The sequence below is a fragment of the Magnetococcales bacterium genome (genome assembly GCA_015231175.1).
GTDB lineage: Bacteria > Pseudomonadota > Magnetococcia > Magnetococcales > DC0425bin3 > HA3dbin3.
In genome coordinates, this window is the sequence record JADGBZ010000069.1 from 1 (window position 1) to 18,031 (window position 18,031).

Annotated in this window: 9 protein-coding genes; 8 read left to right on the forward strand and 1 reads right to left on the reverse strand. The window is 55.2% G+C overall.

The window, feature by feature from the left end; translation table 11 throughout:
- Nucleotides 1-205: 205 nt before the first annotated feature.
- The 8 genes from HQL63_12660 (at nucleotide 206) to HQL63_12695 (ending at nucleotide 17,573) form a co-directional block, all read left to right on the forward strand.
- Complete coding sequence (locus tag HQL63_12660; protein MBF0177681.1) at nucleotides 206-3,070, forward strand: DEAD/DEAH box helicase; 2,865 nt, start codon at nucleotides 206-208, stop codon at nucleotides 3,068-3,070.
- A gap of 12 nt (nucleotides 3,071-3,082) precedes the next feature.
- The gene (locus HQL63_12665; protein ID MBF0177682.1) at nucleotides 3,083-7,828 is read left to right on the forward strand and encodes a hypothetical protein; all 4,746 of its coding nucleotides are present in this window, start codon (nucleotides 3,083-3,085) and stop codon (nucleotides 7,826-7,828) included.
- Entirely contained in the window at nucleotides 7,825-8,016 is a 192-nt protein-coding gene (locus HQL63_12670) for a type II toxin-antitoxin system MqsA family antitoxin (GenBank protein MBF0177683.1), read from the forward strand. Before HQL63_12665 ends, HQL63_12670 begins: the two co-directional genes overlap by 4 nt.
- An 86-nt stretch (nucleotides 8,017-8,102) precedes the next feature.
- On the forward strand, nucleotides 8,103-8,390 hold the full coding sequence (locus HQL63_12675; GenBank protein MBF0177684.1) for a type II toxin-antitoxin system VapB family antitoxin: 288 nt from the start codon (nucleotides 8,103-8,105) through the stop codon (nucleotides 8,388-8,390).
- Nucleotides 8,387-8,638 (forward strand): UPF0175 family protein, encoded by a 252-nt coding sequence (locus tag HQL63_12680; protein ID MBF0177685.1) that lies wholly within the window; start codon nucleotides 8,387-8,389, stop codon nucleotides 8,636-8,638. Before HQL63_12675 ends, HQL63_12680 begins: the two co-directional genes overlap by 4 nt.
- Nucleotides 8,631-9,125: a DUF3368 domain-containing protein gene (locus HQL63_12685; protein MBF0177686.1), complete on the forward strand. Its 495-nt coding sequence runs from the start codon at nucleotides 8,631-8,633 to the stop codon at nucleotides 9,123-9,125. Before HQL63_12680 ends, HQL63_12685 begins: the two co-directional genes overlap by 8 nt.
- Nucleotides 9,122-15,427, forward strand: coding sequence for a DEAD/DEAH box helicase (locus HQL63_12690; protein MBF0177687.1), 6,306 nt, complete (start codon nucleotides 9,122-9,124; stop codon nucleotides 15,425-15,427). Before HQL63_12685 ends, HQL63_12690 begins: the two co-directional genes overlap by 4 nt.
- Nucleotides 15,417-17,573: a UvrD-helicase domain-containing protein gene (locus HQL63_12695; GenBank protein MBF0177688.1), complete on the forward strand. Its 2,157-nt coding sequence runs from the start codon at nucleotides 15,417-15,419 to the stop codon at nucleotides 17,571-17,573. The genes HQL63_12690 and HQL63_12695 overlap by 11 nt, the downstream gene beginning before the upstream one ends.
- A gap of 6 nt (nucleotides 17,574-17,579) precedes the next feature.
- Here HQL63_12695 and HQL63_12700 read toward each other — a convergent pair whose 3' ends face one another.
- The gene (locus HQL63_12700) at nucleotides 17,580-17,852 is read right to left on the reverse strand and encodes a hypothetical protein (GenBank protein ID MBF0177689.1); all 273 of its coding nucleotides are present in this window, start codon (nucleotides 17,850-17,852) and stop codon (nucleotides 17,580-17,582) included.
- Nucleotides 17,853-18,031: the final 179 nt, after the last annotated feature.

Consider the following 18,031-nt stretch of genomic DNA (forward strand, 5'->3'; position numbering starts at 1 on the left):
GGTTTGAGTTTGGTATGGCAGTTTGATCGCAATCAACCAAACGAAGGCACTACCGTCGGTCTTTCCAGTGTAGCATTCCAGTCCCTGACCTGAAAAATGTTGCTCATTCATTCTCATATAAAAGCCAATAAAATTGAAAACTGTATAGTGTTGTCATAATAACAAGACGTAACTGCAACCTGTTTCCAGGAGTAGAGCAACCCCCATGTCCCTACCCGAATTTTTAAAAACTTCCTTTGCCCCTGGGGCACGCATCCTGGTCAGGGATGCCGAGTGGCTCATACGCCGAGTGGACAGCACTTCGACCGGTGGGCAGGTGCTGGGGGTTGTCGGCATTTCGGAGTTGGTTCGAAACAAGGAAGCCATTTTTCTGACCGAAATTGACGACCATATCGAGGTACTTGATCCCGCCAAGACCAAACTGGTCCAGGATGCATCCAGTGGATACCGGGCATCCCTTTTGTACCTGGAGAGTTTGTTCCGGCAAACACCACCCACCGATGAACGCATTTATACAGGTCATCGTGCCGCCATGGATGCAGTGCCGTACCAGTTGGATCCGGCCATCCAGGCCTTGCAACAACCCAGGCAAAGGATTCTCATTGCCGACTCTGTTGGCCTTGGGAAAACCCTTGAAGCAGGAATTCTGGTTGCCGAGTTGATCCGCAGGGGACGTGGCAAGCGTATCCTCGTGGCGGCGGTCAAGAGCATGTTGACCCAATTCCAGAAGGAGTTTTGGAGCCGCTTTACCATCCCGCTGACGCGCCTGGATTCCATGGGTCTCCAGCGTGTTCGCTCCCGCATCCCGACCAACCACAATCCATTTCATTATTTCGACAAATCCATCATCTCCATCGATACTCTCAAGCAGGATGCCGAATACCGGACCTATCTCGAAAACGCCTGGTGGGACATCATCATCATCGACGAGGCGCACAATGTGGCAGAGCGTGGAACGGGGGTTTCCCTGCGTTCCCGGCTGGCGAGGCTGCTTGCCTCGCGCTCCGATACCTTGATCATGCTCTCCGCCACGCCGCATGATGGCAGTCCAGAGAGTTTTGCCAGCCTGATGAACATGCTCGATCCGACGGCCATCGCCAATCCCCGCGATTACACCCGGGAAGAGATCCAGGGATTGTTCATCCGCCGTTTCAAAAAAGACATTCAATCCCAGGTGACCACAGCCTTCAAGGAACGCAAGATTGCCACGGCGACCTGTCAGGCGTCGTCCCTTGAAGAGACCGCTTTTGATACCCTGACCCGCATCCAGTTTACCCGTCTGGATCGCAACAAAGGGGCAGGAGATCTGTTCAAGACCACCCTGGAAAAATCCCTCTTCTCCAGCCCCGTGGCGTGTGTGCAGAGCATTGGCAACCGCATCCGCCAGTTGGAGAAGCAGGCAAACCCGGATATGCAGGCCGATATCGAGGCGTTGCAGGAGTTGCATGCGGTGGTAGAGCGCATCGCGCCTGCACATTTCAGCAAATACCAACGCTTGTTGCAGTTGATCCGCAGCGAGTTCAAATGGACAGGCCACGACGCCTCGGATCGGCTGGTGATTTTTACGGAACGCATCCAAACCCTGGAGTTCCTCGCGCAGTACCTGCCCAAAGAACTCAAACTCAAACCGGAACAGGTGCAAACCCTGCACGGCTCCATGTCCGACGTGGAGCAACAGCAGGTGGTGGAAGCCTTTGGCAAGGATGCAGAAGCGGTACGCCTGCTCATCGCCTCCGACGTGGCTGCCGAAGGGATCAATCTGCATTACCTCTGCCACCGCATGATCCATTTTGACATCCCCTGGTCCTTGATGGTCTTCCAGCAACGGAATGGCCGTATCGACCGCTATGGTCAGGAGCAGACACCACAAATCGTCTATCTGACCACGGCAAGCGCCAATGAAAAAATCCGGGGAGACATGCGCATTCTGGAACTGCTCATCGAAAAGGATGAGCAGGCCATGAAAAATATTGGTGACCCGGCGGCCTTCATGGGGGTGTATGACATGGCCGAGGAGGAGCGTCTGACCGCCCAGGCCATGGAGGCAGGCATGACGCCGACAGCTTTTGAGGCGCAATTCCACAAGGATTCCCCGGTAGCCTGGGACGTGCTGGCCATGATCATGGGCGATACCCCCGTTGCGGTGGGGAAGACCGCATCCCGTCACACGGCCCGCATGCCATCCCTGTTTGCCGATGATCTGGCCTATCTGCAAGCAGCCTTGAACCATGTTGATGAGAAACATCACCTGCAATTGCGGATCGATGCCAAGAGCAAAATGGTCGAGTTCACCGCTCCCAGGGAGTTGCAACAGCGGTTTGACTTTCTCCCCAGAGAAATCTGGCCGGAAAACGGGCGGTTTTTCCTCTCCCAGGATATCACTGTTTTGCAAAAGGAGATGGCCCGCAGTCGCAAGGATGAACGTGCCTGGCCCACCATCCACTATCTGTGGGAACTCCATCCGGTGATGCAGTGGGTCAACGATCAGATATTGGCAGCCTTTGGCAGGCATGAAGCACCGGTGATCACCCTGTCCCAGGGTTTACGGGCAGACGAGACGGTCTTTCTCATGTCCGGGTTGATCCCCAACCGCAAAGGCCACCCTTTGGTGCATCATTGGTTTGGTGCCGTCTTTCAAGGTGATGCGTGGAGGGAGATTGAGGCGTTGCAGCCTCTTTTGACCCGCACCGGCCTGGGTTCGCGCCCCATTCCCAACCGCTCGGCTTTTCTGGATGATTTTTTTCTGGGCCAACTGCTGCCCAAGGCGGTCAAAAAGGCGCAACAGTGGATGCAAGAGCAGCGCAAGATTTTTGAGGATGCCATCAACCCAAAACTCGAAAAACATGTGCGCGACCTGGACCGATTGCGTGGATGTCAAATGCGGCAACTTGAATTGAAATTCGATGATATCGAACAACCTGCCAAGATTATTTTGAGTCGCAAAGAGGAGGAGAAGCGGCGTATCGACAGGCTGTTTGATGAATACCTGGATTGGGTGCAGGAGACCATGACCACCGAAGAGCAGGCCTACATTCAGGTTGCCGCCGTGCTGGTCGGACAGCCGGATTGAGGGAGGGCAACCATGACCATCGACCTGACCGGGATCAGCAACGAGAACGAATTTTATACCCATCATTATCTCAGTACCATCCTGGAGAACGATCTCAAGGAGGTGTTGGGCCAATGGAGTTTGCGGGAGAGTGACGGGGCCAGGGAGCGTCCGCCGCATGCCCGGCTGCGCGGCATGGCCCGCGATTATTTCCTGTTCCACAGCCAGGCGGAGAAGGAACGCAAGGCCGGGGCGCGACTGGCGTTGCAGCGGGACTTTTTGGCCACCATGTTGCCTGTGCTGGGTTATGCGTGGCAATTGCAGCCGAAAATGTTGGCTGATGACCTTTCTCTCTCCCTGTTGGCCGAGGTGACCCGGGCCAATGGTGCCCCTGAGTTGTGGGTGGTGGAGGTGGTCGATCCGCGCCTGGAAAAAACCGATCCTCTGACTTTGCCGCCCTCTCCGTGTCAATACCCAGAGGCAGTGACCCTGGATGCGGTTTGGCTGGCTACGACCCTGGAAGAGATTGTCACGAAACACATTTTCGCTCGTGCGGAACCGCCGCGTTGGGTGATCCTGGCCTCCGATGCCCAATTGCTCCTGATCGACCGGGGCAAGTGGAACGAAAAGCGGTTGTTGCGCTTTGATCTGGCTGAAATCCTCGGGCGACGTGAGGAGTCCACCCTCAAGACCATGGCGGTGTTGCTGCATCGGGAGAGTCTTTGCCCGGATACGGGGATTCCTCTGCTCGACACCCTGGATGAAAACTCCCACAAACACGCCTTTGCCGTCTCCGAGGATTTGAAATACGCCCTGCGTGAGGCCATCGAGCTGATTGGCAACGAGGCGGTGTGGTCCATGCGCACCACTCATAACAAGATCTATGATCGGGAGTTGGCCGAAAGTCTCAGTCTGGAGTGTTTGCGCTACATGTACAGGTTGTTGTTCCTGTTCTACATCGAGGCACGACCGGAATTGGGCTACGTGCCCATGCAGGCTGACAGTTATCGGGACGGTTACAGCCTGGAGACTCTGCGAGACTTGGAGTTGGTGCAACTGACCACCGAAGAGTCACGCCATGGATTTTATCTGCACACGTCCCTTCAGCTTTTGTTTCGTCTGGTCTACGAAGGGTGGCCACCCGAAAAGCTGGCCCCAGGGGGTGGGTCTGCGCAAATTTTGACAGATCAGGAACGTGTCCGCCCTCTCCATGGATCGTTCCAGATTCCTCCTTTGCGGTCGCATTTGTTCGATCCGGCGCAAACGCCCATCCTGCGACAGGTCAAACTGCGCAACCATGTGTTGCAACGGGTGATCGAGTTGATGTCCCTGACCCGGCCCAAGAAGGGATCGCGGCAGCAGCGTCGGGGGCGCGTCTCCTATGCCCAATTGGGCATCAACCAGTTGGGGGCGGTCTATGAGGCCCTGCTCTCCTATCGGGGGTTCTTTGCCGAGACCGACCTGTTTGAGGTGAAGCCCGCTGGTGAGGAGTTCAATCCCCTGGGGACGGGCTATTTTGTCAAGCGCGAGGATTTGCCCCGCTATACCGATGAGGAAAAGGTGTTCGACGCCGATGGCAACCTGATCATGCATCCCCAGGGGCGGTTTATCTATCGTCTGGCGGGGCGGGATCGGCAAAAGTCGGCCTCCTATTATACCCCGGAAGTGTTGACCCAATGTCTGGTGAAGTATGCCCTCAAGGAGTTGTTGGCCGACAAGTGTGCCGATGACATATTGCGCCTGACCATTTGCGAACCAGCCATGGGGAGCGCCGCCTTTTTGAACGAGGCGGTCAATCAACTGGCCGAGGCCTATTTGCAACGCAAGCAGGCCGAGACCGGTAGCCTCATTGCCCACGAAAAGTACACTTTTGAAAGACAACGGGTCAAAATGTTCCTGGCCGATAACAATGTGTTCGGTGTGGACTTGAATCCGGTGGCCAGGGAGTTGGCCGAGGTGTCGTTGTGGTTGAACACCATTCATGCCGGGGCCTTTGTCCCCTGGTTTGGCATGCAGTTGGTGTGTGGCAACTCCCTGGTGGGGGCGCGACGGCAGGTGTTCCCTGAACGCTTGTTGCTGCCTGCACGCCGGAGCGATGAAAACTGGCTTGACGCCACACCGGAGCGGGTGCTGCCTGGAATTGCCCGGGCACCCGGATCGGTTTATCACTTCCTGCTGCCGGATCGGGGTATGGCTGGGTATAACGACAAGGTGATCGCTTCTCTTGCCAAACCGGAGATGGCGGCCGTCAAGGCCTGGAGGAAGGAGTTCATCCAACCCTTGTCTGCCTCCCAGGTAAAAAAGCTGCAAAAGTTGTCCGATGCGGCGGATCGCTTATGGCAAAGCCATGCCGAACAACTGCGCTCGTTGCGGGAAAAGACCACGGACGTTCTGAGCGTATTTGGTCAACCTGCTCCCCAGGCCCCCAGAAAGCCCACCACCACCGAGTGGAAAGATCGCAAACATCAGGCACTCCTGGCGCAAAACACCCGCTGGGGCAGTCCCTACCGGCGTTTGAAGATGGCCATGGATTATTGGTGTGCCCTCTGGTTTTGGCCGATTGAAAAAGCCGGGCTGCTCCCCGGGCGGGAAGAGTTTTTGCTGGAGATGATGCTCCTTCTGGAAGGGGATGTGTTCTCTGTCCAGCCGGGGGTGGGGGAGATGGGTTCCCTGTTTCCGGAGTCATTGGCCGAGGAGGAGGCCAAGAAGCTGGTCAATGACCATGGCTTTGTCGATGTGGACAAACTGGCCCGCGAGGTGCCGCGCCTGGGGTTAGTGCAAAGTTTAAGCGAACGCCATCGTTTCCTGCACTGGGAGTTGGAGTTTGCCGATATTTTTACCGACCGAGGCGGATTTGATCTGGTGTTGGGCAACCCCCCCTGGATCAAGGTGGAGTGGAACGAAGGGGGTGTCCTGGGTGACGTGGAGCCGCTCTTTGTCCTGCGCGGGGAGAGTGCCTCCAAATTGGCCTTGCTGCGCCAAGAGACCTTGGAAAAATATGGACTGCGTGGGGGATACCTTGCTGCCTTCGAGGAGGCCGATGGCATGCAAAATTTTCTCAATGCCCGGCAAAACTATCCCCTGTTGAAAGGATCACAAAGCAATCTTTACAAGTGCTTCCTGCCCCAGGCGTGGATGATCGGGCGACCGGATGGGGTTTCCGGTTTTCTCCATCCCGAGGGGGTTTATGATGATCCGAAGGGGGGAGGATTACGGGAAGAGGTTTTTTATCGATTGCGGCACCATTTTCAATTCCAAAATGAGTTCGCCCTTTTCGTTGGTACCAACGATCATGGACGCATGCGATTCGGACTGCATTGTTATGCGAACAACCCTACAACCGTCTGCTTTTCGAGCATCAGCAATTTATACACTCCAACCACAGTTAGTGCTTGTTTTGACCACGATGGCCGTGCTCCAGTCCCTGGCATCAAAGACGATCAAAACAAATGGAATGTCCAGGGCCATGCCCGCCGCATCGTGCAAGTGACTGAAAAAGAGTTAGCCCTGTTTGCCAGGCTCTATGACGAAGAAGGAACGCCGCCCCTCCGGGCACGCTTGCCTGCCTTGCACTCCCAAGAGTTGATGGGGGTGCTGGAAAAGTTTGCGGCCCAACCACGCCGACTGGGTGATTTGGAAGGGGAATATTTTTCCACAGTTATGTGGGATGAAACCAATGCCGTCAAAAAAGACCACACCATCCGCCGTGAGACCCGTTTCCCGGATACCCCGGCGGAGTGGATCCTTTCCGGTCCGCATTTTTATGTAGGAACGCCCTTCAATAAAACGCCGCGCCGGGTTTGTGCCGCCAATGGCCATTACGACAATCTCGACCTCACCCAAATCCCTGACGACTATCTGCCCCGCACCAACTACGTCCCGGATGTGGACCCGGCAGAGTATTTGCGCCGCACTCCCAAAGTGCCGTGGAATGGGGAACCGGTGACGGGGTTTTATCGGGTTGTCAGCAGAGAGATGCTGAGCCAATCCGGAGAGCGAACTTTAGTGCCCATGATTACTCCACCTGGAACAGGTCATGTGAATACTTGTTTTGGTTCTGTTTTCCAGAATTACCAAGAGATGCTTGATTTTGTTGGTTTCGCTCTTTCAATCCCTCTTGATTTCCGAGTCAAAAGCACTGGAATGGGACATGCCAACAAATCGCTTTTAGGTCAACTTCCGCTTTTATCCACTGTGTCCTCGTTTCGAGCAAGGATACATTTACGTGCTTTAACAATCAATTGCCTCACCACCCACTACGCCGATCTCTGGTCAGAGTGTTGGAATCCATCCTTCCAGCAAGACCACTGGGCCAAAGATGACCCGCGTCTGGACAACGGCTTTTTCACCCGCCTGACCCCCAAATGGCACCGGGATTGTGCCTTGCGCACCGATTATGCCCGGCGGCAGGCCCTGGTGGAGATTGATGTGCTGGCCGCCATGGCCCTGGGCTTGACCTTGACGGAACTCCAGACCATCTATCGGGTGCAATTCCCGGTCATGCGCCAGTACGAGGCGGACACCTGGTATGATGCCCAAGGCCGCATCATCTTTACCAACAGCAAGGGGCTTGCCGATATCGGCTTCGACCGCAAAGCCTGGAACGAAATAAAAGAAATGGCCAGCGGCAGCGTGGAACAAACCATCACCGATGACACCCTGCCCGGCGGTCCCATCCAGCGCACCATCACCTATCACGCCCCGTTTGACAAGTGCGACCGGGAAAAGGATTATGAAACGGTGTGGGCTGAATTTGCCACCCGGAGGAACAGATCATGAAGTGTACGGTATGCAAACACGGCGAGACCAAATCGGGAACGGTCAGCGTCACTCTGGAGCGCAAGGGTACCACTCTGGTGTTTCGCGAGGTGCCGGCCATGGTCTGTGACAACTGCGGCGAGGTCTATCATGATGCGGCGGTCTCTGCCCAGCTCATGCATCGAGCGGAGGAGGCCGTTCGCGCCTGAGTCGAAATTGATGTCAGACGGTATGCCGTGGCATGAATGACGGTATCCCCACCAGCATGAATACCGGAAACGGAGCAAGATCGGCCATGATGACGACAATTGAAATCAATGACGCTCTGATGCTGACCGCCCAAAAACTGGCGCATCAACGCAATCTGACCCTGCGACAAGTGGTGGAATCGGCCTTGCAGTCCTTCGTGGAACAGGAGCAAGAAAGGGAGAAAGGGTTTCGTCTGCGCAAATGTTCCTTCCGGGGCAACGGTCTGCAAACGGATATCCAGGAAGGGGATTGGGCGGCAATCCGCGAACGTATTGATGGAGATCGAGAAAAAATGATCCATGTGGAAAATCCACTTCGAGGAGTCACAAAATGACCACGCTCACCATGGAGTTGCCCAGCACGGTTTTTTCTTCCCTGCGGCGTTCGCCGGGGGAGTTTGCCATTGAAATGCGCAAGGCTGCTGCCATCTATTGGTATCAAAGGGGTATGATATCCCAGGAAAAAGCCGCCGAGGTGGCTGGATTGGATCGAACCGATTTTCTGCTATTGCTGGCAGCGGAAAAGGTGGATGTCTTTGCTGTGGACATGGAAGCATTGAGGCAAGAGTTGAGCGATGCTTGAACCCATCGTTATCAATGCATCGCCGCTGATTTTCTTGGCGCGATCCCAAAATATCCACTTGCTACAGCAACTGCATCGCCCCGTTTTGATCCCGCAGCCCGTGGCACAAGAAATCCAGGCCCGGGGCCAATATGATCCCACAACACGAGCCCTTGCCGAAACGGAGTGGCTGGAAGTGGTGCCCGCACCGACTATTCCGAACGAAATTCTCTCCTGGGATCTCGGCAAGGGGGAGTCTTCGGTGTTGGCTATGGCATGGTCAAAACCTGATTCCATGGCCATGATCGATGACCTGACCGGGCGACGTTGCGCCCAGGCACTGAACATTCGGTTGATAGGTACGTTGGGTTTGGTGCTTTTGGCCAAACAAAAAGGAGCGATCACCCATGCCCGCACCACTCTCAGAACCATGCGGGAGCAGGGTATGTACCTGTCGGACGTCGTCATTGATGCGGCCTTGAAACTGGTTGATGAATCCTGGCCATGATCCCCTCCGTACTCACCCAGCAATTGCGCCAGGGAATCGAGGATTTTCTTGCAACCACCTTTCCCATTGCCACCAGCCATTTTCACGGTGTGCTGCGGGATCTGCTCTCCCGGCCCGGCGAGGTGTTCAAGGGGCCGTATCTCTCCCTGGGATTGCCGTTCGAGCCGGGGATGGCAGGGAAAACGTTTTTCCCTGCTGTCCCCATGCCGTTCGCTGCCTACCTCCATCAGGAAAAGGCATTCCAACGTCTCACGGCAACGCCCCCCCAATCCACCCTGATTGCCACGGGCACGGGGTCGGGCAAGACCGAGTGCTTTCTCTATCCCATTCTGGATTATTGCCATCGGCAACGCGGCGAGCTGGGGGTCAAGGTGATCCTCATCTATCCCATGAACGCCCTGGCCGCCGATCAGGCCACCCGCATCGCCAAATTGGTATTCAACAACCCGAACCTCAAGGGCCAGATTACCGCCGGGCTGTTCATCGGTCAGAGCGAACGGGATCCACGCATGGTGATGGGCAAGGATCACATCATCACCCACAAGGATACCCAGCGCCGCCGCCCCCCCGATATTCTGCTGACCAACTACAAAATGCTGGATTATCTGCTGATCCGGCCCAAGGATCGGGAACTTTGGCAGCACAACAAGGCAGAAACCTTGCGCTATCTGGTGGTGGATGAACTGCACACCTTTGATGGCGCCCAAGGGACCGATCTGGCCTGTCTGATCCGGCGGTTGAAGGCCCGGCTGGGCACCCCGGAGAATTATCTCTGCTGTGTTGGCACCTCCGCCACCCTGGGAGATACCCAAAAAGGGGATGCCCTGCTCGACTATGCCGCCAAAGTGTTCGGCGAGGCGTTCCATGCGGGGGCGATCATCACCGAACAGAGACAGGGGGCCGGGCAATTTTTGGAAAGCAGCCTGATTCGTCAAGTTGCCATCCCGTCCCACGCGCATGTAGATGACCTGGATCCTGACTCCCACCCCAGCTACCAAGAGTATCTTTCCAAACAGCACGATCTGTGGTTTGCCACCCCTATCCCCACCGCAGATTTTGACCAACCCGCGTGGCGCATGGCGTTGGCTGACAGGTTGCGGGAGCACGTCTTTTTCCAAAATCTCTTGAAGATTCTGGGTGGAGAGACCCTGGAGTTTGGCCAATTGTTGGAGGCATTGTCCCGTCTCACTCCGGAGTTACAGGGTGGTGATGATTGCTATCGCATTCACCTCCTGAACAGCCTTCTGGCCTTGATCTCGGTGGCTCGACACGCCAGCGGACAACCCTTTCTCCAGGTGCGCCTGCAATGGTGGCTGCGGGAACTGCGGCGCATGGTGGCCTCGGTGGCCCGCAAGACGGCAACAGAAGGGCCGCTCCTGCGTTTTTTTGACGACCTGACCAAAACCCAGCGTCAATTGCACCTGCCCGTCGTGCATTGCCGGGAATGCGGCAGCATGGGCTGGGCTGGCCGCAAAGGAGGTAAAAACAGCCAGCAGGTGGAAACAGACCTCCAAGCGTTCTACATCGCCTTTTTCCATGCAGATCCCCATATCATTTTTCTCTTTCCCGAGGAGAGTGTCAGGGATATCCAGGCCGACGCCGGTTTTTACGGTTCCCTTTGTCCCGCTTGTTTGACGTTGAATGTCCCTTGCTCCCAAGGGGTGTGTTCCGCATGTAGCGAAGAAAAACAGGTGATCGTCTTTATCCCCAACAATGTGGTGCGCCAAAAGGATCGCCTCGTCTCCACCCACCACTGCCCCTATTGTGGCGGTCACAACAGTCTGACGTTGGTTGGCTCCCAGGCTGCCAGTCTCACCAGCGTCCTGATTGCCCAACTCTTTGCCTCCTCCTTCAACGACGACAAAAAATTGCTCACCTTTTCCGACTCGGTGCAAGATGCCGCCCACCGGGCAGGTTTCTTTGCCGCCCGTACCTGGAGGTTTAATTTCCGGGCGGCGCTCTGTCAGTGCATTGCCGCAACCAGTGCTGACCTGACCCTGGCCTCCCTGTCCGAGGTGTTCATCCGACATTGGTCACAACGCCTGGATGAAAACCAGTTGATTGCCACCTTCCTGGCTCCCAACATGAGCTGGTTCGCCGATTTCGACCGTCTCCAGAACACCGGCAGGTTACCCCCTGGATCCACCCTCCGTCAGGCAGTGGAAAAACGCATCGACTGGGAAATATGCAGCGAGTTTGGTTTCAACGCCCGCATTGGCCGCACCCTGGAAAAAACCCTCTCCGCCACGGTCCATCTAAATCCTGAGTTACTGGAACAGGCCATTCAGACCCTGCTGGAACCCCTGCGTAACGAGATCGGCGCGCTGCGGGATCTGAATGCCCCTACCCTGAGGCGTTTTTTCCTCGGCTTCATCATCCATATGCGGCATCAGGGCGCAATAACTCACGCAGCATTGCAGAGCTATATCGAAGACAAAGGCAACACCTACCGCTTGAAAAAAATTCCCTGGATGCCCGATTTTGGTCCCCATACCCGTGCCCCAGCCTTTTTGGCGGAAAGGTTTGTCGGGGAGCGTTTTGACCTGCCCGTGGCTCGCCAGGGACACAATCGTACCTGGTATCAGGCCTGGGCCGAACGCCTGTTGGGTGCCCAGGATCTTCTCCTCGGCAACGACATCGACCGCGTCTACACCCTCATGCTCACCGGTTTGGTCAAGGTTGGCATTCTTGATCAGCAGGAGGTCCAGGGTATCAGGATTTGGGGCATCCGACCTGCTGCCCTGCACATCAGTCGTGATCTCCAGGAGTTTTTTTGCGCGACATGTGGCCATGCCATCGTCATGGACAAGGCGGATGGGGATGTCTGGCATGGGGCGTTATGCCTGCGCAACAACTGCCCGGGAATCTACCGTCCCCAGCCCAAGCGTCGCGACTATTATGGCCTTCTGTACGCCCAGGGGGATGTCAGGCGCATCTTTGCGGCAGAACATACAGGATTGCTCAAGAGGGACGACCGGGAAGAACTGGAGAGAAAGTTCAAGGCCCCTGAAGGAAATCGCCAGGCATGGGATCCCAACCTGCTCTCCTGCACCCCAACCCTGGAGATGGGGATTGACATCGGGGATTTGTCCTCGGCCATTCTTTGTTCCGTGCCACCCGCCCAGACCAACTATCTGCAACGCATCGGTCGGGCCGGACGCCGCGACGGCAATGCCCTGAATGTCACCATCGCCAATGGTCGTCCCCACGACCTCTATTTTTTTGCCGAGCCTCAAGCCATGTTGGCCGGTCACGTCGAACCACCGGGAGTTTTCCTGAACGCTTCGGCGGTGCTTGAACGCCAATTCACGGCTTTTTGTCTGGATCGCTGGGTTGTATCGGGGATTGCGGATGCGGTTTTCCCCAAAAGAGTGGGAAGCATTCTCAACAATCTGGAGAAGGCCACCCCCGCCCACTTTCCGAACAACCTCATGCTGTTTGTCGAAAACCATCAAACGGAGTTGTTACAAGGATTTTTTGCTTTGTTCACCGGGTATCTGGACAAGGAATCCAGACGCCATATCACGGATTTTGTTCAGGGTGATGGCCAACAACAGGGCAGCCTGACCTGGCGGATCACCCATGGGTTGCAAGAGCAGCGTCAACGAAGGGATTCGCTGCAACGCAAGGTGCGCTTGCTGGGCGAACGCATCCGCAAAAAAGAACAGGATCCCGCCGCCGGAAAAAACAAAGACGCTGAGTTGCATGAAATTCGGCGCGAAAAGAACGCCCTTCAGGAGTTGGTCAAGGCAATCAACGACCGGGACACCCTCAACTTTCTTACCGACGAAGGATTGCTGCCCAACTATGCCTTTCCCGAAGCCGGGGTCATTCTCCAGTCGATCATCTATCGGCGCAAGAATGAACCACGCGAGGAGAATGGTTCCTATGACACCTGGCGTTACGAGTATGAGCGTTCGGCCTCCAGCGCCATCGACGAACTGGCTCCCGAAAACACCTTTTACGCCGATGGCCGCAAGGTAAAAATCGACCAGGTGGATATGGGGTCATCCGCCATCGAGGCGTGGCGCTTTTGCACCGACTGTGCGCACATGCAGTTGGTGGGGAGTGGCAAGGAGACCACGACGTGTCCACGGTGTGCCAGTACCCTGTGGTCGGACACCGGGCAGAAACGAACCATGTTGCGCATGCGCCAGGTCTTTGCCACCAGCTCTGATCAGAAGAGTCGCATCGGTGATGACAGCGACGACCGCACCCCCTCTTTCTACAACAAGCAAACCCTGGTGGACTTCGAAGATGGCCATGTCACCGATGCCTGGCGGATCGACGATCCCAACCTCCCCTTTGGCTTCGAGTTTTTGCGCCGTGCGGCGTTTCGGGAGATCAACTTTGGTCAGCGTGGCCTGGAAGGGGAGGAAACCACCATTGCCGGTATGGAAATGCGTCGCAGGGGTTTTCACCTGTGCAAATCCTGCGGCAAGGTCAATCCGAAAGAGGAACGGGACCACACCTTTACCTGCACGGCACGAGACAAGGGTTCTGACAAAAATATCGTGGAGTGCCTCTACCTCTATCGCGAATTTTTTTCCGAAGCGATCCGCCTGTTGTTGCCGGTAACCACCTTTGCGGGATCCCAAACCAAACTCAACTCTTTCATTGCCGCGTTGCAACTGGGACTGAAAAAAAAGTTCAGCGGCAACATCAACCACCTGCAAACAGCGGTTCAGGAAGAGCCGATCTCTGATTCGGTCCATCGCAAACGTTACCTGGTTCTCTACGACACCGTGCCCGGCGGAACGGGCTATCTCAAGCAGTTGATGCGTTCCTCTGCACCTCTCATGGAGGTCTTTGCCCTGGCCCTGACCATGCTCCAGGGATGTGCCTGTAACAACGATCCCGACAAGGATGGTTGCTACCGGTGCCTGTTCGCCTACCGCAACAGCTACGATATGGCGGACATATCACGCAATACGGCAGTTGAACTCCTGCAAGAGATTCTGGCGCAGCGTAACAATCTGATCTCAATCAAGGCGGAGGGACTGCGCGGGGTATCGGTCAATGCCCTTTTCGACAGCGAACTTGAAGCGCGTTTCATTGAAGCCCTGCGCCGTATCAACGACAAAGAACCAGCGACAAAATTGGTCAAAAAGGTGTTGTCCGGCAGTGGCAAACCTGGTTACCTGCTCACAGTGGGCGAGCAGCGCTGGGAGATTGAACCACAAGTCAATCTGGGAACCAGCCAGGGGGTATCGATCCCCTCCAAGGCTGACTTTCTGTTCCATCCTGTCGGACGGGATGTCATGGCACAACCGATTGCGATATTCACGGATGGTTATCTTTACCATCGCCGCCGTATTGGAGAGGATATGGCGCAACGCATGGCCATTGTTCGCTCGGGCCGGTTTCACGTTTGGTCACTGACGTGGAAGGACGTGGAAAACAGGTTCAAGGCGCAAGGCGGGTATTATCAACAACTCCTTGCCCCATCATCGGCCCCCCTGGCAGGAAAACTGGGAGAACTCCTTCAGCATTATCATGCGGATTCGCTCCGAGATATCCAGCAAACCAACAGCTTTGACTGGCTCATCCGGTTTCTGGAAAACCCGGACGCCAAGGTTTGGTCCCGATGCGCGTTTACCCACGGACTGATCCATAGGGACAAGACCATCCCTTACATACCCTGGAAAGAGTCCCTGCAATCACTGCCAGAAAACATGGCCACCTTCCTGGCTCAAGATGCAGAATCCTGGGAGCGTGGTTCTTGGAAATCAGCGAAAGAAGAGGGAGATATTGACCTGTGGATGAGTGTCGAACCGACGTGCATCAAAGGGGGAGATATCCAGGGAATGCGTCTGGCACTGCGCATGCCGGATGCCGAGGCAGAACAAAACGAACAGGGATTTGAGGCTATCTGGAACGGATTCGTCCGTCTCTTCAACCTGTTCCAGTTTCTGCCGCACGGTTTTTGTGTGACGACGACAGGGCAGGCAAAGCGGGTGTATGACGATCTGGAGATTACCCTGGCCGGATCTGAGCAACCCCCGCCCGTCGTCCAGGGATGGCAGGGCGACGTGATCAACCTGGCCGATCAATCACTGCATTCCCTTCTGGGCAATCTGGCGCAACAGGGAGGCCCGGAACCAACCGTCGGCTACGAGTTGACCAATACCCGGGGAGAAATCATCGGCGAAGCGGAACTGGCATGGGAAAGTTACAAGTTGGCCATAGTCATGGATGATTCGTCCCGGGACATTTTTAGCCAGTCGGGCTGGAAGGTTTTCACGGCACAAGAGGTGATTGGTGAACCATCGTTGCTGATCTTGCTGAACAATGAAGGATAATCCCGTGGCTGAAATGCATATCAAGGTCGCCATCTCGTCTGATTTTCTGTCTGCATTCTCCAGGATTCCGCGCAAACTTCAGAACAAGGTAATGAATTTCATTGATAAATTTCGTGAATGCCCAACATCCCCCGGAATTAATTACGAAAAAATTGTCATGGCGAAGGATCGCAACCTCCGATCCGTCCGCATCGATGATACCTATCGGGCCATTGTGCTGAGTCCCGAGTCGGGAAATGTTTATGTACTTCTATGGGTTGACCATCACGACGCAGCCTATGCCTGGGCCATCAGGCGTCTGTGTGCAATTCATCCGGAAACTGGAAGTTTGCAAGTCATCGATGTCGAAAAAACGGTGGTAATGACCGAAGAAAGAGCCTCTCCTCAGCCCGAAGCATCCATGGGTATGTTTGCCGGGATCCGGGATCGTCAACTGATCTCTCTCGGCGTTCCCGACTCTTTATTCGCCCTCGTGCGGTCGATCAACAGCGAAGACGAACTTGATGCCGTGTCAGATCGTATGCCCGAGGAGATTTATGAGATCCTCTTGATGTTGGCTGCTGGCTATACCGTCGAACAAGCCAGCCAGGAAATGACCATGGCGACAGAGGCCAAGGTTATCGATCCGGAGGATTTTTCTTCTGCCCTGGAAAACCAGGAGTCGCAGCGCCGCTTTTATGTGGTGGGGGACGAGATGGAGTTGAAAGCAATCCTCTCCGCACCTTTGGAGAAATGGCGGGTCTTTCTTCATCCTTCACAACGGCAATTGGTCAACAGGGAGTGGAATGGACCGGTACGTGTTCTGGGTGGTGCAGGTACAGGAAAGACCGTTGTTGCCCTGCATCGCGCCAAATGGCTGGCAGAAAATCACTGCAAGGAAGGACTGAAGCGCGTATTGTTCACCACCTTCACCCGCAATCTGGCGGCAGACATCAAAGAAAACCTGCGCAAGATTTGCAACGAGGGGACATTCGCCAAAATCGAGGTGACCAATTTGGATCGTTGGGTCGCCGATTTTTTGCGCAAGCAAGGTTACAGCCTTGAAATCGACTATGGAAAAAGAACTCAACCTCTATGGAAAAAAGCCTTGACCATGGCGTCTCCCGAGCTTGGGTTCAGGCCTTCATTCTATCGGGAGGAGTGGGAGCGTGTCATCCAACCCCAGGGGATCGCAACACTCTCCGATTATTTCAAGGCCAGCCGAATTGGACGAGGTACATTGTTGAACAGAAAATCTCGCAAGGAGGTTTGGAATGTTTTTCAGGAGTATCGTCTGTTGCTTGATGAAAACGGCCTGCGTGAGCCAGACGACGCCATGCGAGACGCCTGCCAGATACTGGAGCAAAAAAGGCATGATCTGCCCTATTGCGCCGTGGTCGTTGACGAAGCCCAAGATATGGGATGCCAGGCATTTCGCCTGATTCGGCAAATGATCCCGGGAGATGGCAACAAAAACGATATATTCATGGTCGGTGATGGACACCAACGAATTTATCGTCACAAAGTGGCGGTTGGGCGTTGTGGCGTCAATATTCGCGGCAGGAGCCGAAAATTGCGGATCAACTACCGCACAACAGAGGAAAACCGCAGATGGGCCGTCAAGCTCCTGGAAAACACGGCGGTGGATGATTTGGATGGCGGGTCTGATGACCAGCAGGGCTACAAGTCACTGCTCCACGGCGAAGCCCCGGTCATGCGCAACTTTGCAAGTTCCAGGGAAGAGTCGGAGTACATCACGGCCATGGTTCGGGAATGTGCAACCCAGAGTCAAAACCTCAATTCCATTTGCATCGTGGCTCGCAATAAAGATCTGTTGGAGCAATACCAATCCGACCTTGAAAGTCTCAACATTCCAACATACACAATTCGCAGGAATGAGGCCGAAAATCGGACTGCGCCGGGTATCCGTCTTGCCACCATCCATCGTATCAAAGGCCTGGAATTCGACACGGTGATCATCGCTGCGGTCAATGACAAAATCCTGCCTTGGGAACAACCCATTCCTGAGACGGATGATTCCGTTGTCAGGAAGGAGTCAGAAAATCAGGAGAGGGCATTGTTGTATGTCGCAGCCACGAGAGCCAAACGGAGGGTCATCGTCACCTCTTATGGACGACAAAGTTGTTTCTTGGGTGGACAGCAATAGAGATAATCATCCCGTGATGCCTTGCTCAAGGCCATCATGGATTGATTCGTTGATACGGTGAAACGATGCCATGGGCCTGATTCCGGATGAGTTACGCAGATCCCTTGAAGACCACGAGGTTATCCTCTTTTGTGGTGCGGGCGTTTCTGTGCCTGCTGGGATGCCTTCCTTCAAGGAACTGGTCAGGAAAGTTTTGACTGATTTATTGCCAAAGGAGATGGATTGTAAGCCGGGAACCACAGAAGCCTTGGCTTGGGGAGCTACGACACGGTTGTCCATGTGGCACCGGCTCTCCCGACTGCCAAGCCAAACGCATCAAATGGTCTCGTCTATCTCCATGGCAAGTTGGATGGTACTCCAGATAATTTGGGGTTGGTGCTGACTGTGGCGGATTTTGGGTGGCGTCCTACGTTGACCTAACTGGTCTAGCCGGGAACAAAACCCACTCTTCAGTTGAC

Coding starts and splice junctions, on each gene's coding strand:
- HQL63_12670 (MBF0177683.1), top strand. CDS start 7,825: ATGAAGTGTACGGTATGCAAACACGGCGAGACCAAATCGGGAACGGTC.
- HQL63_12695 (MBF0177688.1), top strand. CDS start 15,417: ATGAAGGATAATCCCGTGGCTGAAATGCATATCAAGGTCGCCATCTCG.
- HQL63_12680 (MBF0177685.1), top strand. CDS start 8,387: ATGACCACGCTCACCATGGAGTTGCCCAGCACGGTTTTTTCTTCCCTG.
- HQL63_12685 (MBF0177686.1), top strand. CDS start 8,631: ATGCTTGAACCCATCGTTATCAATGCATCGCCGCTGATTTTCTTGGCG.
- HQL63_12690 (MBF0177687.1), top strand. CDS start 9,122: ATGATCCCCTCCGTACTCACCCAGCAATTGCGCCAGGGAATCGAGGAT.
- HQL63_12700 (MBF0177689.1), bottom strand. CDS start 17,852: ATGGACAACCGTGTCGTAGCTCCCCAAGCCAAGGCTTCTGTGGTTCCC.
- HQL63_12660 (MBF0177681.1), top strand. CDS start 206: ATGTCCCTACCCGAATTTTTAAAAACTTCCTTTGCCCCTGGGGCACGC.
- HQL63_12675 (MBF0177684.1), top strand. CDS start 8,103: ATGATGACGACAATTGAAATCAATGACGCTCTGATGCTGACCGCCCAA.
- HQL63_12665 (MBF0177682.1), top strand. CDS start 3,083: ATGACCATCGACCTGACCGGGATCAGCAACGAGAACGAATTTTATACC.